General features: G+C 72.5%; 20 protein-coding genes. 11 read left to right on the top strand and 9 right to left on the bottom strand.

All coding sequences use genetic code 11. The annotated features are described in order from the left end of the window. The first annotated feature begins 448 nt into the window (after nt 1–448). Together IEZ31_RS43275 and IEZ31_RS43270 are read left to right on the top strand one after the other, a co-directional pair. On the top strand, nt 449–1,219 hold the full coding sequence (locus IEZ31_RS43275; protein WP_229836688.1) for an arylamine N-acetyltransferase family protein: 771 nt from the start codon (nt 449–451) through the stop codon (nt 1,217–1,219). Continuing rightward, on the top strand, nt 1,216–1,875 hold the full coding sequence (locus IEZ31_RS43270; protein WP_190255950.1) for a hypothetical protein: 660 nt from the start codon (nt 1,216–1,218) through the stop codon (nt 1,873–1,875). The genes IEZ31_RS43275 and IEZ31_RS43270 overlap by 4 nt, the downstream gene beginning before the upstream one ends. A gap of 20 nt (nt 1,876–1,895) precedes the next feature. Here IEZ31_RS43270 and IEZ31_RS43265 read toward each other — a convergent pair whose 3' ends face one another. The 3 genes from IEZ31_RS43265 to IEZ31_RS43255 form a co-directional block, all read right to left on the bottom strand. After that, nucleotides 1,896–3,908 (bottom strand): ABC1 kinase family protein, encoded by a 2,013-nt coding sequence (locus tag IEZ31_RS43265; protein ID WP_190255949.1) that lies wholly within the window; start codon nt 3,906–3,908, stop codon nt 1,896–1,898. A 111-nt stretch (nt 3,909–4,019) separates the two neighbouring features. After that, on the bottom strand, nt 4,020–4,445 hold the full coding sequence (locus tag IEZ31_RS43260) for a DUF1810 domain-containing protein (protein WP_190255948.1): 426 nt from the start codon (nt 4,443–4,445) through the stop codon (nt 4,020–4,022). Between the two features lie 10 nt (nt 4,446–4,455). After that, nucleotides 4,456–5,169, bottom strand: a complete 714-nt coding sequence (locus IEZ31_RS43255) for an HD domain-containing protein (RefSeq protein WP_190255947.1) — start codon at nt 5,167–5,169, stop codon at nt 4,456–4,458. A 66-nt stretch (nt 5,170–5,235) separates the two neighbouring features. Here IEZ31_RS43255 and IEZ31_RS43250 point away from each other — a divergent pair, with 66 nt between their 5' ends. Next, a complete protein-coding gene (locus tag IEZ31_RS43250; RefSeq protein ID WP_190255946.1) occupies nt 5,236–5,631 on the top strand; it encodes a hypothetical protein in 396 nt (131 codons plus the stop codon). On the opposite strand, the gene IEZ31_RS43245 is transcribed toward IEZ31_RS43250, so the two are convergent. Further along, complete coding sequence (locus tag IEZ31_RS43245) at nt 5,628–6,407, bottom strand: hypothetical protein (protein WP_190255945.1); 780 nt, start codon at nt 6,405–6,407, stop codon at nt 5,628–5,630. The two genes, IEZ31_RS43250 and IEZ31_RS43245, sit on opposite strands and share 4 nt — an antisense overlap. Nucleotides 6,408–6,470: 63 nt before the next feature. On the opposite strand from IEZ31_RS43245, the gene IEZ31_RS43240 reads away from it, so the two are divergent. After that, the gene (locus tag IEZ31_RS43240) at nt 6,471–7,109 is read left to right on the top strand and encodes a MarR family winged helix-turn-helix transcriptional regulator (protein WP_190255944.1); all 639 of its coding nucleotides are present in this window, start codon (nt 6,471–6,473) and stop codon (nt 7,107–7,109) included. An 11-nt stretch (nt 7,110–7,120) separates the two neighbouring features. Further along, a complete protein-coding gene (locus IEZ31_RS43235) occupies nt 7,121–7,858 on the top strand; it encodes an SDR family NAD(P)-dependent oxidoreductase (protein WP_190255943.1) in 738 nt (245 codons plus the stop codon). An 83-nt stretch (nt 7,859–7,941) separates the two neighbouring features. Here the strand turns inward: IEZ31_RS43235 and IEZ31_RS43230 are convergent, their stop codons facing one another. From IEZ31_RS43230 to IEZ31_RS43220, 3 genes are all read right to left on the bottom strand, one after another. Further along, nucleotides 7,942–10,050: a carbohydrate-binding module family 20 domain-containing protein gene (locus tag IEZ31_RS43230; protein WP_229836678.1), complete on the bottom strand. Its 2,109-nt coding sequence runs from the start codon at nt 10,048–10,050 to the stop codon at nt 7,942–7,944. Nucleotides 10,051–10,207: 157 nt separating this feature from the next. Then, on the bottom strand, nt 10,208–11,773 hold the full coding sequence (locus IEZ31_RS43225; RefSeq protein WP_373294780.1) for a glycoside hydrolase family 13 protein: 1,566 nt from the start codon (nt 11,771–11,773) through the stop codon (nt 10,208–10,210). A gap of 161 nt (nt 11,774–11,934) precedes the next feature. Further along, nucleotides 11,935–12,948 carry a LacI family DNA-binding transcriptional regulator gene (locus IEZ31_RS43220; RefSeq protein WP_373294779.1) on the bottom strand — a complete coding sequence of 338 codons (1,014 nt, stop codon included), beginning with the start codon at nt 12,946–12,948 and terminating at the stop codon, nt 11,935–11,937. Nucleotides 12,949–13,142: 194 nt separating this feature from the next. Here IEZ31_RS43220 and IEZ31_RS43215 point away from each other — a divergent pair, with 194 nt between their 5' ends. From IEZ31_RS43215 to IEZ31_RS43190, 6 genes are all read left to right on the top strand, one after another. Continuing rightward, on the top strand, nt 13,143–14,393 hold the full coding sequence (locus IEZ31_RS43215) for a sugar ABC transporter substrate-binding protein (RefSeq protein WP_190255941.1): 1,251 nt from the start codon (nt 13,143–13,145) through the stop codon (nt 14,391–14,393). Next, complete coding sequence (locus tag IEZ31_RS43210; RefSeq protein WP_190255940.1) at nt 14,393–15,916, top strand: ABC transporter permease subunit; 1,524 nt, start codon at nt 14,393–14,395, stop codon at nt 15,914–15,916. Before IEZ31_RS43215 ends, IEZ31_RS43210 begins: the two co-directional genes overlap by 1 nt. After that, entirely contained in the window at nt 15,913–16,758 is an 846-nt protein-coding gene (locus tag IEZ31_RS43205) for a sugar ABC transporter permease (protein ID WP_190255939.1), read from the top strand. The genes IEZ31_RS43210 and IEZ31_RS43205 overlap by 4 nt, the downstream gene beginning before the upstream one ends. Beyond that, complete coding sequence (locus tag IEZ31_RS43200; RefSeq protein WP_190255938.1) at nt 16,755–18,428, top strand: glycoside hydrolase family 13 protein; 1,674 nt, start codon at nt 16,755–16,757, stop codon at nt 18,426–18,428. The genes IEZ31_RS43205 and IEZ31_RS43200 overlap by 4 nt, the downstream gene beginning before the upstream one ends. A 48-nt stretch (nt 18,429–18,476) precedes the next feature. Continuing rightward, nucleotides 18,477–18,890 (top strand): hypothetical protein, encoded by a 414-nt coding sequence (locus IEZ31_RS43195; RefSeq protein WP_190255937.1) that lies wholly within the window; start codon nt 18,477–18,479, stop codon nt 18,888–18,890. Nucleotides 18,891–19,305: 415 nt separating this feature from the next. Then, on the top strand, nt 19,306–20,028 hold the full coding sequence (locus IEZ31_RS43190) for a sigma 54 modulation/S30EA ribosomal C-terminal domain-containing protein (protein WP_190255936.1): 723 nt from the start codon (nt 19,306–19,308) through the stop codon (nt 20,026–20,028). On the opposite strand, the gene IEZ31_RS43185 is transcribed toward IEZ31_RS43190, so the two are convergent. Beyond that, nucleotides 20,003–20,794: a hypothetical protein gene (locus tag IEZ31_RS43185; protein WP_190255935.1), complete on the bottom strand. Its 792-nt coding sequence runs from the start codon at nt 20,792–20,794 to the stop codon at nt 20,003–20,005. The two genes, IEZ31_RS43190 and IEZ31_RS43185, sit on opposite strands and share 26 nt — an antisense overlap. Before the next feature lie 168 nt (nt 20,795–20,962). Further along, nucleotides 20,963–22,390, bottom strand: a complete 1,428-nt coding sequence (locus IEZ31_RS43180; protein ID WP_229836670.1) for an MFS transporter — start codon at nt 22,388–22,390, stop codon at nt 20,963–20,965. Between the last annotated feature and the right edge of the window lie 27 nt (nt 22,391–22,417).

Below are 22,417 nucleotides of genomic sequence, written 5' to 3'. Positions count from 1 at the left end.
GGGCGGCGCGGGCGGGCGGCGCGGGCGGGCGGCGCGGGCGGGCGGCGCGGGCGGGCGGCGCGGGCGGGCGGCGCGGGTGGACGGCGCGGGCGGACGGCGCGGGCGGACGGCGCCGGATGGGTGACGGTGGCGCCGGGCCTGGCCATAGCACAGACGTTGGTCGATCTACCCTCGTTCCGGGCGCGGAATCCGAGGGTAGATCGACCAACGTCGAACGCGGTCGGACGGCCACGGCGCTAGGGACGGCGCCGTGACGGCCGCCAGCGGAGCGGCAGTCGACAGCGGGACGACGGCGTTGGCGGCGCGGGCGGTGCGCGGGGGCTCGTGCGGCCGGAAAGCTCCGGCCCCAGCAGGGCGAGTTCGTCGGCGAGCCGCCGTGCCGGAGCCCTCCTGGCCGGTGCCGATCCGAGGCGACCTCCGTGCCCGGGCCGTCGCGTAGGGTGTGGCCGTGGACGACGGGCGGATCGACGCGTACCTCGCGCGGATCGGGGCGGAGCGGCCCGAGCGGGCCGATCTCGGCGCGCTGCGGGAGCTGCAGCGGGCGCACCTGCTGGCGGTGCCCTTCGAGAACCTCAGTATCCATCTCGATGAGCCGATCGTGCTCACCGAGGAGGCGCTGGTCGCGAAGCTCGTCGACCGGCGCCGCGGCGGGTTCTGCTACGAGCTCAACGGGGCGTTCGCGGCGCTGCTGGGCGGGCTCGGGTTCCGGGTCACGCGGCACTCGGCGCGGGTCTGGATCGGCGGGGAGCGGTTCTCGGTGCCGTTCGACCACATGGCCCTGCTCGTCGCGCTCGACGAACCGTACCTCGTCGACGTCGGCTTCGGCCGCTTCTCCCAGCAGCCGCTGCGCCTGCACGCCCGCGGGCCGCAGCTGTTCGCCGACGGGGAGTACGAGGTCGTCGAGCGGGCGCTGCCCGACCTCGACGTGCGCGGCCCGGCCGGCTGGGAGTACCGCCTCGACCCGCGCCCCTACGACCTCGCCGATTTCACCATGGGCGCCTGGTGGCACCAGACCTCGCCCGACTCCCATTTCACCCGCTCGCTGACCTGCTCGCTGGTCACCCCGGACGGCCGCGTGACGCTCAGCGGCACCCGGCTGGTCACGACCCGCGCCGGCGAGCGGACGGAGAAGGAGCTCACCGATTCGCAGACGCTCCAGGTGTACCGCGAGCGCTTCGGCGTCACCCTGGACCGTCTTCCGCAGGTCCGGCCCCGATGACCCTGTCGCTGCACCGCAGCCGCCGCTCGCTCGCCCTGGGCGTGCTCGTGGTGGCGGGCGGGCTGGCCGGCGCCGTCTGCGCGGCGAACGCGGTGAACACGCTCACCACCGTCTTCTACGGCGGGTTCGCCGGCCTGGCCCTGCTCCTCGGCGCCGCCCTGATCCGCGAGGAGCTCCGCCCGTTCCGGTTCGAGATCGGCCCCGACGGCCTGACCCTGTCCGCCGGCACGGTGCCGTGGTCGGAGGTCGAGACGATCGAGCTGGACGAGCCCGTGTCCGGCCCCGGCGGCCCGTACCTGCGCCTGACCCCGCCGGACCGCGTGGTGCTCAAGCTCGACGACGTCCGCGAGCCGGCGGCGGCCGTGGTCGCGGCCCTGGCCGAGCACGCGGGCGACCGCTTCGCCGACGCCCCGGCCGAGCGCCGCGCGATCCTCGGCGCCCCGGACCTTCCGGTGGTGCTGCGCGGCTACGACCAGGCGGCGGTGCACACCCTCCTGCGCCGGGCGGCCGACGCCCTCCGCCCGGGCGGCGAGCCGGACCGCCGAGCGGCCAAGGACGCCGTCGACGCGGCCGACCTCCCACGCGCGGGCCGCGGGTACGCCCCGGACGCCGTGGACCGCCTCCTGCGCACCCTCTCCGTGAAGCTGGGATCCTGAGCGCGGCGGCACACCAGCGTTCAGCGCCGGGCGTGGCGGTCGGTCTGCGTGAAGACCTTGAGGACCGAACGCAGGCCGAGGACGAAGCCGCACAGCGCCAGGCTGAATCCGAGGAGGGTGTTGAGCCGGATCCGGGGCGTGATGAACGGCCCGGTGTCGGCGACGATCAGCAGTACTGCGGCGAGGATCGCTCCGACGGCGACCAGGGAGACGACGACGTCGTTGAGACGGCCGCGGATCCAACTGCGGTCGTCGGGGTCTGCCACCGGACGTACCCGCACCGACAACGTCCCGTCGGCCAGTGCGCCGGTGGTCCTCTCCAGACGCGACGGGAGCCGGCTCAGCGACGCCGCGGCGACGGATCCGCGGGCCCTGGCCAGGTCCGCGATGCGCTCGGGGGCGAGCATCCGGGCGGTGATGTCGGCGGCCGAGCGTTGCGCCGATCTGATCAGCGAGAAGCTCGGGTCGAGCGCCACGAGGGACTCCTCCGCGGAGGCGATCGTTCGCAGCGCGGCGGCGACCTGCGGCGGGAGGGCAAGGCCGTGACGGCGGATGACATCGAAGAGCTCCGCGAACACGTCGGTGCCGGCGTCGCCCCGGAAGCGCAGGGTCGTGATGATCTGCCCGACCTCGCGCCGCAGGGTCGTGACGTCGGTGTCGGTGGGCGAGCCCACGACCATCAACAGCGCATCGGTGGCCGCCACGTTGTCGTCGATGCCCACCGCATACAGCAGCGTCGCGAGCAGTTGCCGTGTCTCGGCATCCAGCACCCCGACCGAGCCGAAGTCGAGCAGGCCGATGCGGCCGTCGCGGAGCAGCAGGATGTTCCCGGGGTGGAGGTCCGCGTGGAACACGCCGTGGACGAGGACGCCGTCGAGGACGACCCGGAACAGGGTCTGCGCCAGCGCGGAGCGCGCCTCGGCGTCGAGGGAGTCGAGTCCGCTGTTCGCGTCATGCAGCGCGCGGCCGTCGAGGCGGGTCATCACGATCACCTGCGACGTGCTGAGATGGTCGACGATCCTCGGCACGACGACCCCGTAGTCGTCGGTGGCCAGCGACGCGGCGACCATGCGATGGTTGGTCGCCTCGACCCGGTAGTCGAGCTCCTGGCGCAACGACTCGGCAAACCCCGCGGCAAGGCCGGACAAGCCCAGCTGCCGGCCCCAGCCGGTGCGCTCCTCGACGCTGCGGGCCAGTCGCAGCAGGATGTCGCTGTCCACGCGGACGCTGTCGCGTGCCCTGGGCCGCTGCACCTTCACGACGACCGGGGTGCCGTCGGCCAGGACCGCGTGATGCACCTGCGCGACCGATGCCGCGGCGAACGGCTCGGGGGCGAGGTCGGCGAAGTGCTGACTGGGCGGTCCACCGAGCTCGGCCTCCAGGATGCGCTCGACCGTGCCCTCCGGTTCCGGGCTTGCGTTGCTCTGCAGGCTGCTCAGGGCTGTGACGTAGGGCAGCGGTAGCAGGTCACGGCGAGTCGAGAGCATCTGACCCAGCTTGATGAAGGTGACGCCGGCCTTGTTGAGAGCGCCGACCAATGCCTGGGCCGAGTGGACGTCACGGGTGGGGTTTGCGGGCCCGCCGTACGCGCTGCGCCTTCCGCGCCTTCCGCGGACGTAGCGGGTGAGCCCGTACGCGGAAAGAATCCGCATGATCTCGGCGTAGCGACGAATGCGGCGGCGACCGCGAAAGGCGTCGCGAACCAACTGGACCGGGTTTCGGACGGTGCCGGTCGGCCAGAGCGCTTCGGAGACCACCAGCGCCGCGACGCCGAGCGCGAAAGCCCAGGCGAACGTGAGCACGACGAACACCACCGCGACCGCCGCGGGCACGGCAACGGTCCCGTCCTCATTGGTCAGGCCCGACGCCTGCGCGACCTGGGTTGCCAGCGGCGAGCCGCCCAGGAACACGGCAACGGCGACGACCAGGATCCGTGGCCAGCCCACCGGAGCGCCGAGCGCGTTGCGAACGACCGCGCCCAACAGCGCCCCGAAGAACAACGCGACCACGACCGTCCCGAGGGCCACCAACATGACGCCGATCCCTTCGTGTTCCTGCACGAGCACTCGCCACACTCGGCCCGACCCACACCGCCCGAGGCCGGGCCCTCACCACTTGAACCCCGGTGAGGCCCACCGGCGACGTCAGCCACCGAGGCGGCGGACGGTCTCGGCATCCTCGGCGCCCTCGTAGAAGCGGTCCAGCGCCCGCCGGAACAGGGGCTGGTCGGGCTGGGCGCGGTGGAACAGGGTCATCGACGAGCGGAGCTTCAGCGCGTCGACCTCGCCGAGGATCTGGGCCGCCGTGTGGTCGGTGTCGGCCAGGAGGAGCTCCGTGCACTCCAGCAGGCGCGGGCCCAGGACCGGGTGCTCCAGGTAGGCGCGGGCCTCGTCCAGGGAGCGGATCGCGTAGCGCCGGGACATCTCGCTGAAGCCCAGGCCGGCCACCTGCGGGAAGATGTACCACATCCAGTGCCCCGTCTTGCGGGCCCGGCGCAGCTCGCCGACCACCTCGTCGTAGACGCCCGACTGGGCGTGGGCGAACCGGGACAGGTCGTACGGATCCTCCATGCTCGCCACCCTACTGCGCGGCGCCCAGGATGGCGGCGAAGCGCTCCTCGGCCAGGTCGAGCTGGCGGTAGATGTGCTGCTTCACCAGGCGGGACAGCGGGGTGTCCGGGCGGGCGACCAGCTCGCGGAAGACCGGGACCATCGGGCGGTACTTCGCGGCCGACCTCGCCACCTTGGGGCCCGTGGTGTGGATGACGCCGACGCCGTTGTCGGTGAAGTCGGAGACCTTGATGACCCGCGCCCACGGTTCGCGGTCGAGGCTCTCCTGGACGTGCTCGCGGTACTGCTCGTGCTTGTCGCGGTCCGGGTCGTACTGCGGGTTCGTCACCGCCGCCACCAGCTGCGCGGTGCGGGCGCCGAAGCGCGCGGCGAGCACCGCCAGGGCCTGCTCCGTCGTCGCGTCCGGGTGGCCGGCCAGCTCGTCCGGGTGGTCCTCGACCGAGTCGTGCAGCAGGCCGGCCACGATGACGTCGACGTCGTCGACCTCGTAGTGGTGCGCGATGCGGATCGCCACTCGCAGCAGGTGGTTCAGGTACGGCTCGCGGACCCGCCGGTCGTCGCGATGCAGTTCGGCGGCGAGGGCCAGCGCCTCGTCCAGCCGCGCCCGGGAGGCCTCGTCGAAGCGGGAGGACTCCAGCCGGAACCGCTCGCGCAGCCCCGCCTCCCCGTAGATCTCGGTGATCGCATGCATCGGCATCGTCGCGAGGTACGCCGGAACATCCATGCCGCAACTTATAGCTGATCTATGCTTGCTCGCCGCCCGGCAGGGCCCCGATGCAGGATGGGGGACATGACGACCGGCGCCGTGCGGCCCGGCGACGCCGCCGACCTGGGGTTCGCCGCGGACGTCGACCGGGCCCAGCGCGGCGCCGCGCACGGCCCCGACCTGGAGGCGATCCTCGGGGCGGGCGCGCGGCTGCTGGTGCACGACGGCGGGTACGCGGTGCTCGACCCCGGCCCGGTCCTGCTCGCCGCGACCTCGCCGGAGGCGGCCGCCGCGCTGCTGTGGGCCGCGCTCGGCGCGACGGACGGCGTCACCACGGTCCCCGTCCTGCGCGCCGGCCAGGACTGGGCCGTCGACGTCGTGCACCGCGCGGGGCTGCGGCTGCGCCCGGCCGGCCCGCTGGGCCGGGCCGGGGCGACGGCGCCGATGACGACGTACCTGCCGCACGCCGACGTCCTTTAGCCCTTCGTCGGGTCGGTGCCGTCGACGAACGCCCGGGCCATCGCCGCGGTGCGGACCGCGCCGATCGCGGCCGACCAGCGGGCCACCTCGGCGGCCAGGGCGACCGCGCCGGCCTCGTCGCCGGCGTCGCGGGCCAGCACGGCGAGGAGCAGCTGCTGCGACAGCGTGCCGGGCACGTTGCCGGCGGCGGCGCCGGTGGCGGTCGCGTCCCGCCAGCGTTCCAGGGCCAGGTCGTGGTCGCCGGCCTCGTGGTCGTGGTCGCCGAGGTGCCGCAGCGCCTCCCGGCGCAGCAGCGGGTCGTCGCCCGACGCGGCGAGCGCGGCCTCGTAGTGCCCGGGCGCCGCGGCGCGGTCCTCGAGGATGTTGTCGCTGATCAGGCCGAGGTACATGCTCGCCCAGCCGCGGCAGGTCACGTCCTGCGCCGCGTCCAGCAGCGCCTGCGCCTCCTGCCGCAACCACGTCGCCGTCGCCGCGGACGCGTCGGCGGGGGCGGGCTCGCCGGGGTGGCGCAGGTTGCGGCGGTAGACGTCGCGGAGCGCCAGGAAGCGGGCGTCCCAGCCGTCGCCGGGGAGCTTCGCGATGGCGGCGGAGGCATCGGCGGTACCGCTGAACCAGTCGCCTTCCACGGCGACCTCCGCGGCGGCGAGGAGGATGCGCGGGTCCTCGCTGCCCGATGCGCGCAGCAGGCCGGCGGCGACGGGCCAGCGGCCGGCCAGGGACAGGGCGCGGGCGGCGGCGACCACGGTTTCGACGGGGATGTTGACGGTGTCGGTCATGTCCAGGCACGGTAGTAATCGCAAAAACTATCCACAAGAAAACTATCTCTGGCGGGGGGCGTCGTGCGGGACGAGGCGGATCGGCTGGTCGAGGTGTGGGAGCGGGAGCTCGACTGGCTCGACCCGGTCGCCGAGGCGATCTTCGTGCGGCTCGGGCTGCTGTCGCGGTACATGGCGCAGGCCCGGCGGGACGGGCTGGCGCGCGGCGGGCTCGACCACGGCCAGTTCAAGGTGCTGCTGATGCTGCGCCGGCTCGGCCCGCCGTACACCACCAGCCCGTCGCGACTGGCCGAGCTGCTCGGGCTCACGCGCGGGGCGCTCTCGGCGCGGCTCGCGCCGATCGAGGCCGCCGGGTGGATCACCCGCGGGCCGGGCGGGGCCGACCGGCGGCGGGTCGCGGTGCGGCTGACCGAGGCGGGCAGCGCGGTGTTCGAGCGGCACGCGGCGGACGAGGGACGCGGCGAGGCGGCGCTGCTCGCGCCGCTCACGCCGGTGGAGCGGCAGACACTGGCCGACCTACTGCGCAAGGTGGTTGCCGGGGCTTCTTCCGCTACCGCCGGACCGGCCGAAGACCAGCCGGGCGGGTCGCCGCCGGCCGCCTCCTCCGCGGAGGTGAACGGCACCGCGACCGCCATGACCATCTATCTCGCCTGCGGGGCCTCAGCCGAAACGGGTGGGGCTGGGGCCGGGGTGGGGCGGTGAGCATGGGTGGCATGACGAACGGAACGGTGCTGGTGACCGGGGCCAGTCGGGGCATCGGGGCGGCCATCGCGACGCGGCTGGCGCAGGACGGGTACGGGGTGGTGGTCAACTACGCGCAGGACGCGGAGGGCGCCACCTCGGTCGTCCGGGAGATCTCGCAGGCCGGCGGGCGGGCGGCCGCCGTGCAGGCCGACGTCGCCGACGCCGGCCAGGTGGCGGCGATGTTCGAGAAGGCCGGCGCCTTCGGCGAACCGCTGGTGGGGCTCGTCAACAACGCGGGCTCGATCGGCCAGGAGGCGCCGATGGCGGACCAGCGGCCGGACGCGCTCGCCCGCCTGGTGCAGACGAACGTCGTCGGCCCGGCGCTGTGCGCGAAGCACGCGATCCGCGCGATGTCGACGAAGCACGGCGGCACGGGCGGCAGCATCGTCAACCTGGCGTCGGTGGCGGGTCACACCGGCGGCCTCCCGCACCTGGTGCCGTACGCGGCGACGAAGGGTGCCGTCATCGCCATGACCAAGGGCCTGGCGAGCGAGGTGGCGGAGGAGGGCATCCGGGTCAACAGCGTCTCGCCGGGCATCATCGACACCGAGATGTCCGCCCGCCCGTCCGCCCGCCAGATCGCCGAGACCTCGCCGATGGGCCGCATGGGCCACCCGGGCGAGGTGGCGGCGGCGGTCTCGTGGCTGGTCTCCAACAACGCCTCGTTCGTGACCGGAACCGACCTCACCGTATCCGGCGGCCGCTGAACCGCCCGGCGTTCCCATGGCCGCGGTGCACGCGCGAACGGCCGGCGCCACACCCACCGGGCGCCGGCCGCTCTGTCCCGCGGTTACTTCCAGGTGGCGTTGACCGTCTGGTTGGCCGTGCCCGTGGCCAGGGTGCGGTTGGCGCCGCTCTCCCAGGTCACCGAGCCGTCGGAGTTCTTCTTGATGAACTTGTACTCCACCGTCGTGTTCGCCGGCAGGGTCACCGTCCCGGACCAGACCGGGTAGTTCGCCGACGACAGCGCGATCGCGTTGGCCGTGTTCCAGGAGCCGAGGGCCGGCACCGAACCGACCACGAACACGTTCTGGCCCCACGTCGTGGTGACCGTCGCGTTGAAGGTCACCGCCGGGTTGGTCGTGGTCGAGCCGTTCCACGTCGTGGCGACCGTGCCGCTGCCCGACGCCGGGACCGTGTAGGTGTGGTTCGACCCGGGCTCCCAGGTGACCGTGCCGGACGCCGTCTTCTGGATGAACTTGTACTCCAGGGCGCCCGCCGGCAGCGTCACCGTCGTCGTCCACGCGGAGCCGTTCGCGGTCATCGGGATCGCGTTGGCCGTGTTCCAGGAGCCCAGCGCCGCGACCGAGCCGACCAGGTAGATCGGGTCGCCGGTCGGGGCGCCGGTCACCGTGAAGCTGACGCCCTGGCCGGTCGACGGCGACGTGGACACCGACGGGGACGTGGTGGGCGTGCCGCCGACGCGGGCGTCGGCGTGCAGGGCGACGGCGTCCTTGGCGGCGACGCCGACCGTGGCCTGGCCGCTGCCGTTCACGGTCACCGTCGGGCCGGAGCACGTCTGGGCCGTGGCGTTGTAGTCGCCGTGGATGACGTCGCAGTACACGCCCGCCGGGAGTCCCGTGGTGAAGGTGCGCGCGGCGACGGTACCGCTGCCGTTGTTGATGGCCACCCAGCCCGTCGAGCCGCGGGAGAACGCGATCGCGTTGCTGCCGTCCGACCACCAGTTGCCGACCGTGGTGCTGGACCGGGTCGCGTTGTGGAAGCCGACCATGTTCTTCACCGCGCGCTGCCGGTGCTGGCACTGCCAGCCGCTGCCGCAGGTCACCGCGGTCACGTAGCCGTTGGCGTCGGCCGGCGGCGACGCGTCGTTGTTGGAGAACGTGAACGAGCTCATCACGTTCGGCGTGCCGTGGTTCCAGGCCAGCATGAAGACGTTGGCAAGGGTGTCGGTGCTGCCGTCCTTGTACGACAGGGTCTGCCCGTTGCGCTCGGTGTCGTGGTTGGACACGAACACCGTCGACTTGTCGCTCGGCCGCAGGCCCCAGCTCGGGCCGAAGGTCTGCAGGTTGGCGATGCTGCCCTGGAACTGGCTCTTCAGGCTGTACGCGTACGTGAACTCCAGCACGCCGCCGACGCCCTCGTAGGCGGCCGGGGCCAGGTTGCCGGGGCTGCCGGGGATGACCTCCTGCGCCCAGTACACGCTCTGGTTGGTGAGCTTGCCCTTGATCGCCGCGAGGTCGGCCTGGCTCATGTGTTTCGCGGCGTCGACCCGGAAGCCGTCGACACCGATGCCGATGAGGTCGTTGAGGTAGCCGGCGATCTTCGTCCGGACGTAGTCGGTCTCGGTCTTCAGGTCCGACAGGCCGACGAGCTGGCAGTTCCACACCTCGGTCTGGTTGTTCCAGTCGTGGATCTGGTTGTCGGACTGGGGGCAGTTGGCCGGGTAGAAGTGGAAGTCCGACGAGCTGTAGCCGGCGGTCGCGTAGCTGTAGTTGTTCGTGAAGCTCGATCCGCCGTAGGCGGTGGTGCTGCTCTGGTTGGCGCCGGTCATGTGGTTGATGACCGCGTCGACGTAGACCTTGACGCCGGCCGCGTGGCAGGCGTTGACCATGTTCTGGAACTGGGCCCGGGTGCCCATCCGGCCGTTGATCTGGTACGACGCGGGCTGGTAGATGTCCCACCACGGGTGCCCGGCGACACTGATCGAGTCCTCCGGCGGCGCGACCTGGACGGCGCCGAAGCCGGCCGGGCCGAGCACGTTGGTGCACTCGCTCGCGATCGAGTTCCAGGGCCAGAGCCACAGGTTGGCGATGACGTCGTTGTCGCCGACGGCGGCCTCGGCCTTGCGATCCGAGTTCAGCAGGGGTACCGCAAGCGCCGCGGCCAGCACCAGGCCGCCGACGATCGCGAGTGTTCTGAGCAGACGGGGTGTACGCACGAGGTCCTCCGGAATGGCGGTGGCGGAGTGTGCACGACGACCCGGTGGCGGCCGGATCGATGACGCTGAGCCTCGGTGCTGCTGAAAGCGGTGTCAAGAACCTTGCAAGAATTTCCAGCAGACAGTTCTTGCAAGGTCCTCTGACCTGCGGAAACGGTTAGGAAAGTTCGTTTCCTCTTGCAAAGATCCACACCGCGGTGTTGTCCGGCAGCACGTCCCCGTCGACCGGCCCGCTGGCGAGCACGACGTCACCGTCCGGCAGCGGCACGGCGCCGCCGGACAGGTTGACGACGCAGCGGACACCGTCCCGGGTGAGGTCCAGGACGCCGGCCGGGGAGTCGTTCCAGCGCAGCGGGCCGGTGAAGCCGCGACGCAGGCGGAGCGCCTCCCGGTACAGCTCCAGCGTGGAGGCCGGGTCGCCCGCCTGCGTGTCGGCCGCCAGCGCGGCCCACGCCGGTTGCGGGAGCCACGACGCGCCCGTCGCCGAGAAGCCGTGCGCCGGCGCCGCCGCCTCCCACGGCAGCGGCACGCGGCAGCCGTCCCGGCCCGGGTCCGTGCCGCCCGAGCGGAACCACACCGGGTCCTGTCGCGCCTCCGGCGGCAGGTCGAGCACCTCCGGCAGGCCGAGCTCCTCGCCCTGGTACAGGTACGCCGAACCCGGCAGCGCCAGCATCAGCAGCGCCGCCGCGAACGCCCGCTGCGGCGAGCCCAGCCGGGTCACGTGCCGCTGCACGTCGTGGTTGGCCAGCACCCACGTGGTCGGCGCGCCGACCGAGTCGGCGGCGTGCACGCAGGCGTCGATGATCCGTCTCACCTCGGCCGGGTCGTCCCACGGGGCCGACAGGAAGTCGAAGTTGAACGCCTGGTGCAGCTCGTCCGGGGCGACGTACCGGGCCAGCCGCTGCGGGGTCGACGCCCACGCCTCGGCCACCGCCATCCGCTGCCCGGGGTACGAGTCCAGGATCTTGCGCCAGGCGCGGTGGATCTCGTGGACGCCGTCCTGGTCGAAGTACGGCAGCTCCGCCTTGCCGAGCAGGCCGATCTGGCCGGAGCGGCCCACCGGCGGGTAGCCGGCGCGCTTGGCCATGCCGTGCGCGACGTCGATGCGGAAGCCGTCGACGCCGCGGTCGAGCCAGAATCGCAGCACGCCCTCGAACTCGCTGCGCACGTCGGCGTTGTCCCAGTTGAGGTCGGGCTGGGCCGGGTCGAACAGGTGCAGGTACCACTCGCCGTCGGGCACCTGCGTCCAGGCCGAGCCGCCGAACACCGACTCCCAGTCGTTCGGTGGGTTACTGTCCGTGGTCGCCGGATGGAAGTGGTACCGCGCCCGGGCGGGCGACCCTGGAAGGGCTTGCAACGCTTCCGCAAACCACGGGTGCTGGGACGACGTGTGGTTCGGCACCACGTCGATGATCACCCGGAGGCCGAACTCGTGCGCCCGGGCCAGCATCGCGTCGAAGTCGGCGAGCGTGCCGAGCGTCGGGTCGACGTCGCGGTAGTCGGCGACGTCGTAGCCGCCGTCGACCATGGGGGAGCGGAAGAACGGCGTCAGCCAGAGCGCGTCGACGCCGAGGTCGCGCAGGTACGGCAGCCGTTCCCGCAGCCCGGCCAGGTCGCCGATCCCGTCGCCGTTGCCGTCGGCGAAGCTGCGGACGTAGATCTCGTAGATGGCGGCGGTCCGCCACCAGGGCGTTTCAGGCACAGCGGTGTTCCTCCGTGTCACGTGGTTGGGTCCAGGCCCCACCCCCCCAATCGCGTCGATCTTGCAGTTGTGGTGCCTGACAAACCCGGACATCGTGGGAGTGTCCTGGCACCACAAGTGCAAGATCGACACAACGAGGGGGCGCCGCCACGCCCCTGCACGTCGGGGCGGCGCCGGGGGAGTCAGCGGCGGGCGATGCCGGTGGAGCCGCGCACCACCAGCTCGGGGGCGAACAGGTACTCCGAGTGCGGGCTGGGCTGCCCGTTGATGGCGTCGACCAGGTTCTGCGCCGCCGCGTTGGACATCGCCCGCACCGGCTGGCGCAGGGTGGTCAGCGGCGGATCGGTGAACGCGATGAGCGGCGAGTCGTCGTAGCCGACCACGGACACGTCCCGCGGCACCGACAGGCCCCGGGCGCGGGCCGCCCGCACGGCGCCGAGCGCCATCAGGTCGGAGCCGCAGACCAGGCCGGTGATCCCGCGGTCGAGCAGCCGCCCGGCCGCGGCCGCGCCGCCCTCGACGCCGAAGAGCGACAGCTCGATCTCCTCGGCCAGGCCGTGGCGCGCCATCGCCGCCCGGTAGCCGGCGAGCTTCCGCTGGACCGGGAGGTACCGCTCGGGACCGCTGATCAGCCCGATGCGCTGGTGGCCCAGCGAGGCGAGGTGGTCGACCGCCAGCTCGCTGGCTCGCGCGTCGTCGCACGAGACGCACGGCGCCGCGAGGCCCTCGACGTAGCCCGTGACCAGCACGATCGGCAGCGGCCGGTCGATGAGCTTGCGGTAGCGGTCGTGGTCGGCGCTGGTGTCGGCGTGCAGGCCGGAGACGAAGATGATGCCGGCGACCGAGCGGTCGAGCAGCATCTCCACGTACTCGTCCTCGGTCACGCCGCCCGGGGTCTGCGTGCACAGCACCGGCGTGTAGCCGTGCCGGGACAGCGCCGACTCGATGACCTGGGCGAAGAGCGGGAAGATCGGGTTCTCCAGCTCCGGCGTGACCAGGCCGACGAGGCCGGCGCTGCGCTTGCGGAGCCGTTCGGGTCGCTCGTAACCGAGCACGTCGAGCGCGGTGAGCACGGCGTGACGGGTGTCGGCGCTGACCCCGGGCCGGTCGTTGAGCACCCGCGAGACGGTCGCCTCGCTGACCTCCGCCTGCCGGGCGATGTCAGCGAGCCGAGCTCGTGGAGCGTCCATGGCCATGCGACGACTGTAAGCGGCCGGACGGTCAAATTGAAAGTCGGCTGGAAGCTCTTTCATTCGCTGCAACTTGTTGCTACGGTCCCTGCCACCGGCATTCGATCGACACCCCTGCACCGACGGCCGGGCACCCTTCACCGACGCAGCACGCGGCCGTGTCCACGGCCGCGCGCTGCCTGCTGAACAGGAGTCCTTCGATGCGCATCCGTATCGCGGGTGTGTTCACCCTCGCCGCTTTGACCCTCGCCACGGCCGCCTGCGGCAGCGGCGACGACACTCCTTCCGCGGGCGAGTCGGCCAAGCCGGCCGGCGGCACCCTCACCATCTGGGCCGACGACCAGCGCGCGGCCGCCCTCAAGCCGTTCGCCGAGACGTTCGGCAAGACCAACGGCGTCACCGTCGAGGTCCAGGCCGTCTCCAAGGACCTGCAGACCAACTACGTCACCGCCGCCCAGTCGGGCAAGGGCCCGGACATCGTGGTCGGCGCGCACGACTGGATCGGCAACCTCGTGCAGAACGGCACCATCGACCCGGTCCAGCTCACCGACCAGCAGAAGGCCGGCTTCGCCGAGGTCGCGCTCAAGGCCGTCACCTTCAACGGCCAGGTCTACGGCGTGCCCTACGCGATCGAGAACCTCGCGCTGATCCGCAACACCGACCTCGCCCCGGCCGCGCCGGCCAGCATCGAGGAGCTCGTGGCCGCCGGCAAGTCGCTCAAGGACGCCGGCAAGGTCACCAACATCATGTCGCTGCAGGTCGGCAACACCGGCGACGCATACCACGTCTACCCGCTGTTCAGCAGCGCCGGCGGGTACCTGTTCGGCACCAAGGCCAACGGCGACTACGACCCGTCCGACCTCGGCGTCGGCAAGCCGCAGTCGGTCGAGGCGTTCAAGAAGATCGCCGCGCTGGGCGAGAAGGGCTCGGGCGCGCTGACCCGCTCGGTCAACGGCGACAACGCCATCCCGACGTTCACCGGCGGGAAGACCGCGTTCCTGATCTCCGGCCCGTGGGCGGTCGCCGACATCAAGAAGGCCGGCGTGAAGTACGACATCACCCCGATCCCGGCGTTCAGCGGCGGCAAGGCGGCCCAGCCGTTCGTCGGCGTGCAGGCGTTCTACGTGGCCAGCAAGGGCAAGAGCAAGGCCCTGGCCAACGAGTTCATCACCAACTACCTGACGAAGCCCGACCTGCAGGTCGCGCTGTACCAGGCCAACCCGCGCCCGCCGGCGCTCACCGCCGCCCTCGACCAGGTCAAGAGCGGCGACGCCGACATCGAGAAGTGGCTCAACGCGGGCAAGGGCGGTGCCGTGCTGCCGGCCATCCCGGCCATGGCCGCGGTCTGGGACCCGTTCGGCAAGGCCGAGGCGGCCATCGTCGGCGGCGCCGACGTGCAGACGACGCTCGACGCGGCGTCGAAGAGCATCACGGACGCGATCAACAAGTAATGACGAACACGCACCCCCGGGGCACCCTGGTGAAGATCGTGGTGCTCGGGCTCGCCCTCGCGTTGGCCGTCTACGCGGCCTTCCCCCTCGCCGACCAGCATGCCTGGGGATGGCTCACCGTCCTGGTCGTCGTCACGGGGCTGATCTTCGCCGTGTACCTGTCGCCGCGGCACATCCCGGCGAAGTACCTCGTCCCGGGGGTGCTGTTCCTCCTGGCCTTCCAGATCGTGCCGGTCCTCTACACCGTCAGCACCGCCTTCTCCAACTTCGGCGACGGCCACCGCGGCAGCAAGCAGGACGCGATCGTCGCCGTGCAGAGCGCCTCGGTCCAGCAGGTGCCCGGCTCCACCTCGTACGACCTGTCGGTCGCGCTCGACGAGGGCGGCCTGGTCTTCCTGCTCACCGACGGCGACGGCAAGGCCTACGCCGGCACCCGCGACGGCCTGCGCCCGCTCGACGCCGGCAAGGTCACGGTCACCGGCGGGCGGATCACCGCCGCCGACGGGTACACGCTGCTCAACCTGGCCGAGGCCAGCCTGCGCAACGACGAGATCCTCGCCTTCACCGTGCCCACCGCCGACGGCGCCGTGCGCGCCTCCGGGCTGTCCAAGGCGTACAACGGGCAGGCCACCCGCTTCTACGACCGGGCCTGCGACTGCATCACCGACCGCGGCAGCGGCAAGCGGTGGACCGCCGACGAGCGCACCGGCAGCTTCGTCGCCGCCGACGGCGAGCGGCTCGCCCAGGGCTGGAAGGTCAGCGCCGGGTTCACCAACTTCACCCGGGTGCTCACCGACTCGCGCGTCGCCGGGCCGTTCCTGCGGACCCTCGTCTGGAACCTCGGCTTCGCCGTCGCCTCGGTGCTCGCCACCTTCGCGCTCGGCCTGGCCTGCGCCCTCGCCCTGCACGCCGACCGGCTGCGCGGCCGCACGCTCTACCGGGTGCTGCTGGTGCTGCCCTACGCGATGCCGTCCTTCGCCATGCTGCTCGTCTGGCGCGACCTGTTCAACCAGGAGTTCGGCCTCATCAACCGGTTCTTCGGGCTGCACGTCGACTGGTTCGGCGAGCCGTGGACGGCCCGCGCCGCGGTCATCCTCGTGCAGCTGTGGCTGGGCTACCCGTACATGTTCCTCGTCGCGACCGGTGCGCTGCAGGCCATCCCGAAGGAGATGGGCGAGGCCGCCTCGGTCGACGGCGCGACCGCCGGCCAGCGGTTCCGGCGCATCACCCTGCCGCTGCTGCTCGTCGCGCTGTCGCCGCTGCTCATCTCGTCGTTCGCGTTCAACTTCAACAACTTCAACGCGATCTACCTGACCACCGAGGGTGCGCCGTTCCCGGCCGACAACCCCAGCGTCGGCGCCACCGACCTGCTCATCACCTACACCTACCGGCTCGCGTTCGGCGGCTCCGGCGCCCAGTTCGGCTTCGCCGCGGCGATCTCCTGCTACATCTTCGCGATCGTCGCCGTCATCTCGGTCATCGGCTTCCGGCGCAGCCGCCGTCAGGAGGAGGTCTACGCATGACGTCCTGGATCCGCCGGCACGGCTGGCGGCACCTCGCCGGGCTGCTCGCCGTCGCGTTCTCGCTGTTCCCGATCGTCTTCGTGCTGTCCGCCGCGCTCAACCCCGTCGGCTCGCTGAGCTCGACGTCGCTGCTGCCGTCGGGGGCGAGCCTGGCCAACTTCGGCGACCTGTTCACCGAGACGCGCTTCGCGTCGTGGTACCTCAACTCCATCCTCATCGCGGGAACCTCGGCGTTCGCCGGGATCTTCCTGTCGGTCCTGGCCGCCTACGCGTTCTCCCGCATGCGCTTCGCCGGCCGCCGGGTCGGGCTCATGGCGCTGCTGCTCATCCAGATGTTCCCGCAGTTCCTGGCGGTCGTGACGATCTACCTCATCTTCGCCGAGGTCGGCGACTTCTACCCGGCGTTCGGGCTGGACAGTCAGTGGGGGCTGCTCCTGCTGTACCTCGGCGGCGCGCTCGGCGTGAACACGTGGCTCATGAAGGGCTTCCTCGACACCGTGCCGAAAGAGCTCGACGAGTCGGCGCTGATGGACGGCGCCACCCACGCGCAGACGTTCTTCCGCGTCATGCTGCCGCTCATCGCGCCGATCCTCGCCGTCACCGGGCTGCTCGGCTTCATCGGCACCATCAACGAGGTGCTGCTCGCGAACGTCTTCCTGCGCAGCGACGGCACGAAGACGCTCGCCGTCGGCCTCTACGGACTCGTCGCCGAGAAGCGCAACGCGAACTTCGGCATGTTCTGCGCCGGGTCGCTGCTCACCGCGATCCCGACCGTCGTGGTGTTCCAGGCGTTGCAGCGGTACATCGTGACGGGCCTGACGGCGGGGGCGGTGAAGGGATGATGCATCACGACGGTTCCGCGCTGTACGTGCCGGACCAGAACCCGCGCCTCGGCTCCACCGTGGACGTCTTCCTGCGCACGTCGCTGTCGACGACGGTCGTGCACGTGCGCTCGGTCCGCGACGGCGAGCCGGCCTTCGCCGCCGCCACCCCGGCGCTGCGCGGCGACGAGCTGTGGTGGCGGGCCCGGGTCGAGGTCCGCAACCCGGTCACCCGCTACCGGTTCCTCGTCGACGGCGACTGGTACACCGCGGCCGGCCGGTTCGCCCACGACGTGCCCGACGCGTTCGACTTCCGGATCGTCGCCCACCCCGCCCCGCCGCCGTGGACCCGCGAGGCGATCGTCTACCAGGTGTTCCCGGACCGCTTCGCGCGGACCACGGCTTCCGGTGATCCCTCGCTCGCCGCGTGGGACGAGCCCGTCCGCCACTCGCCGGACCAGCGCTACGGCGGCGACCTCGATGGCGTCACCCGGCACCTCGGGCACATCCAGGACCTCGGCGCGGACACGGTCTACCTCACGCCCTTCTTCCCGGCACCCTCCAACCACCGCTACGACGCGGCCTCGTTCGACCGGGTCGACCCGCTGCTGGGCGGGGACAAGGCGCTGCGCCGGCTGGCCGACGCGGTGCACACCCGTGGCATGCGCCTGGTCGGCGACCTGACGACGAACCACACGGGCATCACGCATCCGTGGGTCACGTCCTCGCCCGAGGTCTACTGCCACGCGCCCGACGGTTCGTTCGAGACCTGGATGGGCGTGCCGTCGCTGCCCAAGCTGGACTGGCGATCGCCGCGGCTGCGCGAGCTGTTCGCCACCGCCCCGGATTCGGTGGTCCGGAAATGGCTTCGGTACCTCGACGGCTGGCGGATCGACGTCGCCAACATGACCGGCCGGCGCGGTGCTGACGACCTGACCGTCGAGGTCTCTCGGCTGCTCGCCCGCGAGGTGCGCGCGGCCCGGCCGGACGCGCTGCTCGTCGCCGAGCACGCCCACGGCGCCGGCGGCGACCTCGACGCCGACGGCTGGCAGGGCACGATGAACTACGCCGGCTTCCTGCGCCCGCTGTGGAGCTGGCTGCGCGGCCCGTCGTTCGACCCGCCGGACTTCCTCGGCGTCCCCGGCGGCATCCCGCGCCGCGACGGCACCGCGGTCGTGCGCACCATCCAGGCGGTGCAGGCGTCGATGTCGTGGCGCTCGTGGACGCACTCCTGGAACCTGCTCGGCAGCCACGACACGGCCCGCATCCACACCGTGACCGGCGACCCGGCCCGCGCCGAGGTCGCGGTCGGGCTGCTCGCCACCCTCCCCGGCGTGCCGATGATCTTCGCCGGCGACGAGTTCGGCCTCACCGGCACCAACGGCGAGCTGTCCCGCACCCCGCTGCCGTGGGGCGCGCCGACCCTGCCGTGGTACGGCGACCTGCTCGCCCTGCGCCGCAAGCACCCGGCCCTGCGCAACGGCGGCCTGCGCTTCGCCCACGTCTCCTCCGACGCGATAGCGTTCTGGCGGGAGACGCCGGACGAGCGCCTGCTGGTCCTGGCCCGCCGCGCGCCGGGCACCCCGATCCCGGCCCCGGCGGAGGGCACGAACCTCTACGGCGGCGCCCCGCTCGCCGGCACGCTGCCCGCCGACGGCCCGACGCTGCAGGTCTGGTCCGTCTGCCCCTGATCCGCCCCTCGGGAGGAACCGGCCGCCGCCGTCCGCGGTCCCAGTGACATGCGGATGGTGGCGGTCGTCGTTTCCCTGCTGGTCGGGATGGTCCTCGCGGCCCTGGTCCTGCGCGAGGGCTGGCAGGTGCCGGTGCGCGCGGAGTGCCCGCCGGGCGGCGACGCATGCTTCGACGGGTCGTGGTTCGAGGTCGACTGGCAGCGGGTGAACTGGGAGCTCAAGCCGGCCCGGATCGCCTGCTTCGAGCCGAACCCCGACGAGCGCGACGTCATCATCGGCCCGGGCGACGAGTGCGTACGCTCCGCCGGCGGCCAGGTCATCCTGCGCGAGGCAACCTACGAGCAACTCCGCACCGAGTTCCAGCGCCGCCGCGTGCTGGCCCTGCTCGTGGCGGTGACCTGCGTATTGGCGCCGCCACTGGCGACGTTCACGCTCCGCCGCCGCCCACCACCACCGACGTAGCCAACGCTGCAACTGCCGCGCCGCGCCGCGCCGCGCCCACCCGCCCGGTACACGCTTTAGACGTTGGTCGATCTACCCTCGTCTGGATCTACGATCGTGAGGGTAGATCGACCAACGTCTCAACGAACCCGGTGCGCGCCGTTCTACACCCCGCCGCCTCGCGCCGTGCCCCCTCGGCTGGCGCCGTCGAGGCCTCCTTCGCGTCGATCTTGCAGTTGTGGTGCCTGACAAACCCGGGCATTCAGGGAGTGTCCCGGCACCACGACTGCAAGATCGACGTAGCGCTGCGGCGGAGCCGGCTCGGGACGGGCCCGTGGGTTTCCGGCGTGTGTCGTTGGCGGTGGGGAGGGACGGGACCTTTGGCCCTGGAGACCGGCCGCGCCCGCGGGGCAGACTCGCCGCGAGGAGGTGCGGTGTGGGAGTCGACGTCATCGGCCGCGGCATCGTCACCGACGACGAGGTGGGTGCGGCGCGGAGCATGGTCTCGGCCGTCCTCGCCCACCACGGCGTCGCGGACGGCGCGCGCGTCCGGCTCACCGCGGCCGCCTGCGGCGGCGGGCCGGTGGTGGCCCAGGTCAACCTGCGCGTGCACGGCGCGCCCGCCCGCGTCCAGCTTACCGGCCGCGACCCGCTCGACGCGGCCGTCGCGGCGGCCGTGCGGCTGGAGCGGCAGGTGCGGCGGCTCACCACGCGGTGGGAGCCGTGGCCGTGGCCGGATCCCGAGCGGCGGCCGCTCGCCGTGCCCGGGTCGAGCACCGTCGGGCGTGTGAAGACCGTGCCGCTCAGGGGCGGGCCGCCGTGCCGGGCGGCCGCCTTCATGGCCGCCATGGACTACGACGTCTGCCTGTTCACCGACGCCGGCTCCGGCGAGGACGCGGTCGTCTACCGCTCCGGTCCGACCGGGTTGCGGCTTGCCCGGCAGTACCACATGCATCCCGACACCAGCCCGGAACGGCTCGGGCTCAGCGTCAACGCCCGGCGCACGCCGGTGCTCGACCGCGATGCGGCGGCCGAGCACCTGTGCGCGGGATGGCTGCCGTTCCTGTTCTTCACCGACCGGGCGAGCGGTCGCGGCAACCTGCTGTACCGCCGCTACGACGGCACGCTCGGGCTCATCCGACCCGAAGGTCGTCGATGACCCAGTACCAGTTGTTGCTGGCGTCGTAGTACCGGAACTTCACCGTCATCGTCGTCGCGCCGGCCGGCACCGTGACGGGCAGCGACTCGACGGTGGCGCGGGCGTCGGCCGAGTACCGCCGCACGAGCTGGTCGGCGCCGCCGTTGAACGACACCAGCACGTCGGCCTTCTGCGCGCCCTCCTGGCGGTGGTGCGTGACATAGTTCAGCCGCACGGTGCTGCCGGGGATCACGGTGTACTGCGGGGAGACCAGCGTCGAGTCGAAGCCGGACCCGCCGGACTTGTCGGCGAACTCGTCACTGTCGGCGACGGCGAACACGCCCCGGGTCTCCCGCTCCTGGCCCGACTGGGTGCGGCTCCAGAACTCGTCGGTCGTGAACGACCACCCGCGCCACTCGGTCATGCCGCCGGACGGCATCCGGCTGCGGTCGACCGACCAGCCAGCGAGGGTGGCGGGGATGCCCGTCTCGTCGACCGTGGTGCGCAGGGCGAGCGCGTCGAACGGGTCGGTCGAGCGGATGCGGACGCTCTTGCCGTCGAGGTTCGCGGCGACGCCGAAGTGCTGCAACGCGGTCGCGGCCAGGTCGACCTGGCGCACGTCGATCGGCCGGGCGCCGGCGGCGATCCCGGAGCCGACCGCGAGCAGGAACGTGCCGCGCTCGTCGATGCCGCACCCGCCGTGGCCGCCGAGCGGGACGCGGTGACCGTGGTCGGTGGTGACCATGATCAGCCAGTCCTCCTGGGCGAACGTGGGCCGGGCCCGCACCGCCGCCAGGATCCGCCCGAGCTGCTGGTCCTGCTTGGCGATGGCGGAGCGGTAGGCCGCTTCGGTGCCGAGGGAGTGCGGGGTAACCGTTGGCGTCCCCGTCGTACGTCACCCGCACGTCGATCGCGGACGAGAACGCCTGCTTGCCGAGCCGTGGACGCCGTCCCGTCAGCGGGCGGCGGCGACCGCCAGCTCGGGAGCGGGCGCCGCGACCTGAGGCGCGCGGCGGGACCTGGGAATCAGCAGGGCGACCAGGACCGCCACCGTGGCGGCGGCGGCCAGCACCGTGAACGCCGCCGTGAAGCCGGACTCCCGCGGCAGGCCGTCGGTGCGCACGCCGCTCGTCACGATCGCGCTCACCACCGCCGTGCCGATCGAGGCGCCGATCGTGCGGATGTTGGCGTTCATGCCGCTCGCCACGCCCGTCTGGGCGACCGGGACGCTGTGCACGATGATCGCGGTCATGGCCGCGTAGGCCAGGCCGATCCCCAAGCCGAACACGCCCGCGGCCAGCGCCACCTGCCACGGGTGGGCGTGGGCGAACGCCAGCATCGCGCAGGCCGTCGCGCCCAGGACGGCGCCCACGACGACCTGGGCGCGGGACGGGAGCCAGCGGGTCGCCGGGCCGCTCAGCGCGCCCGTCACCGCCATCGTCACGAGCAGGGGCAGCATGAGCAGGCCGGCGCGGCTGACCGAGGCGCCGAAGCCGTAGCCGGTGCCGGCCGGGACCTGCATGAACAGGGGCAGGAAGGCGTACACGGCGAACATCGCCGCGCCGAACAGCAGGGCCACCACGTTGGTGGTCCACACCGCCGGCAGCCGCATCATGCGCATGTCGACGAGCGGGTTGCCGGCCCGGACCTCGACGAGCACCCAGCCGGCGAACAGCACGACGGCGAGCGCGAGCAGGCCGACCACCAGCGGCGAGCCCCAGCCCCACTGGCCGGCCTTGCTCAGCGGCAGCAGCAGCGCCACCAGCCAGCCGGACAGCAGGAGCGCGGCGAGCCAGTTCACCCGGCCGGGAGTGCGGACGGGGGAGGCGGGGATCCAGCGGTACGCCAGGAAGAGGGTCGCCAGGATGACGCCGAACGGCAGCCAGAACAGCCACCGCCAGTCGAGCGCGGCGACCACCGGCCCGGCGAGGACGATCCCCATGCCGCCGCCGACCGCGACGACCGCCGACATGGCACCGACCGCCGAGACGACCCGGTCGGGCGGGAACTCGTCGCGGATGATGCCGAACGACAGCGGGAAGACGGCGCCGCCGAGGCCCTGGAGCACCCGGGCGGCGATGAGCACCCCGACGTTCGGGGCGAGCGCGGCGACCAGGCACCCGGCGGCGATCGCGCCGAGCGCCACGAGCAGGGTGCGGTCCTTGCCGATCATGTCGCCGACCCGCCCCATGAGCGGCGTGGCGACGGACGCGGACAGCAGCCACGCGGTGAGCACCCACGTGACGGTGCTCGCGTCGGTGTGCAGGTCCCGCTCCACGACCGGGAGGACCGGGCTGACGAGCGACTGGAGCATGGAGAACGCGCCCGCTGCGCCGGCGAGCACGGCGAACGTCCGCCGGGCGGTAGGTTCACGTCGAGGCACACCTCCACCATAGCGGAGGCACTCCTC

The sequence above is a fragment of the Dactylosporangium sucinum genome (assembly GCF_014647515.1).
Classification (GTDB): Bacteria; Actinomycetota; Actinomycetes; order Mycobacteriales; family Micromonosporaceae; genus Dactylosporangium; species Dactylosporangium sucinum.
This window is presented reverse-complemented; position numbering and strand designations above follow the sequence as displayed.

Excerpts from the sequence above, each read along its gene's own strand:
- IEZ31_RS43270 (WP_190255950.1), top strand. The coding sequence starts at position 1,216 with ATGACCCTGTCGCTGCACCGCAGCCGCCGCTCGCTCGCCCTGGGCGTG.
- IEZ31_RS43265 (WP_190255949.1), bottom strand. The coding sequence starts at position 3,908 with ATGTTGGTGGCCCTCGGGACGGTCGTGGTCGCGTTGTTCTTCGGGGCG.
- IEZ31_RS43260 (WP_190255948.1), bottom strand. The coding sequence starts at position 4,445 with ATGGAGGATCCGTACGACCTGTCCCGGTTCGCCCACGCCCAGTCGGGC.
- IEZ31_RS43255 (WP_190255947.1), bottom strand. The coding sequence starts at position 5,169 with ATGGATGTTCCGGCGTACCTCGCGACGATGCCGATGCATGCGATCACC.
- IEZ31_RS43250 (WP_190255946.1), top strand. The coding sequence starts at position 5,236 with ATGACGACCGGCGCCGTGCGGCCCGGCGACGCCGCCGACCTGGGGTTC.
- IEZ31_RS43245 (WP_190255945.1), bottom strand. The coding sequence starts at position 6,407 with ATGACCGACACCGTCAACATCCCCGTCGAAACCGTGGTCGCCGCCGCC.
- IEZ31_RS43235 (WP_190255943.1), top strand. The coding sequence starts at position 7,121 with ATGACGAACGGAACGGTGCTGGTGACCGGGGCCAGTCGGGGCATCGGG.
- IEZ31_RS43220 (WP_373294779.1), bottom strand. The coding sequence starts at position 12,948 with ATGGCCATGGACGCTCCACGAGCTCGGCTCGCTGACATCGCCCGGCAG.
- IEZ31_RS43215 (WP_190255941.1), top strand. The coding sequence starts at position 13,143 with ATGCGCATCCGTATCGCGGGTGTGTTCACCCTCGCCGCTTTGACCCTC.
- IEZ31_RS43210 (WP_190255940.1), top strand. The coding sequence starts at position 14,393 with ATGACGAACACGCACCCCCGGGGCACCCTGGTGAAGATCGTGGTGCTC.
- IEZ31_RS43205 (WP_190255939.1), top strand. The coding sequence starts at position 15,913 with ATGACGTCCTGGATCCGCCGGCACGGCTGGCGGCACCTCGCCGGGCTG.
- IEZ31_RS43200 (WP_190255938.1), top strand. The coding sequence starts at position 16,755 with ATGATGCATCACGACGGTTCCGCGCTGTACGTGCCGGACCAGAACCCG.
- IEZ31_RS43195 (WP_190255937.1), top strand. The coding sequence starts at position 18,477 with ATGCGGATGGTGGCGGTCGTCGTTTCCCTGCTGGTCGGGATGGTCCTC.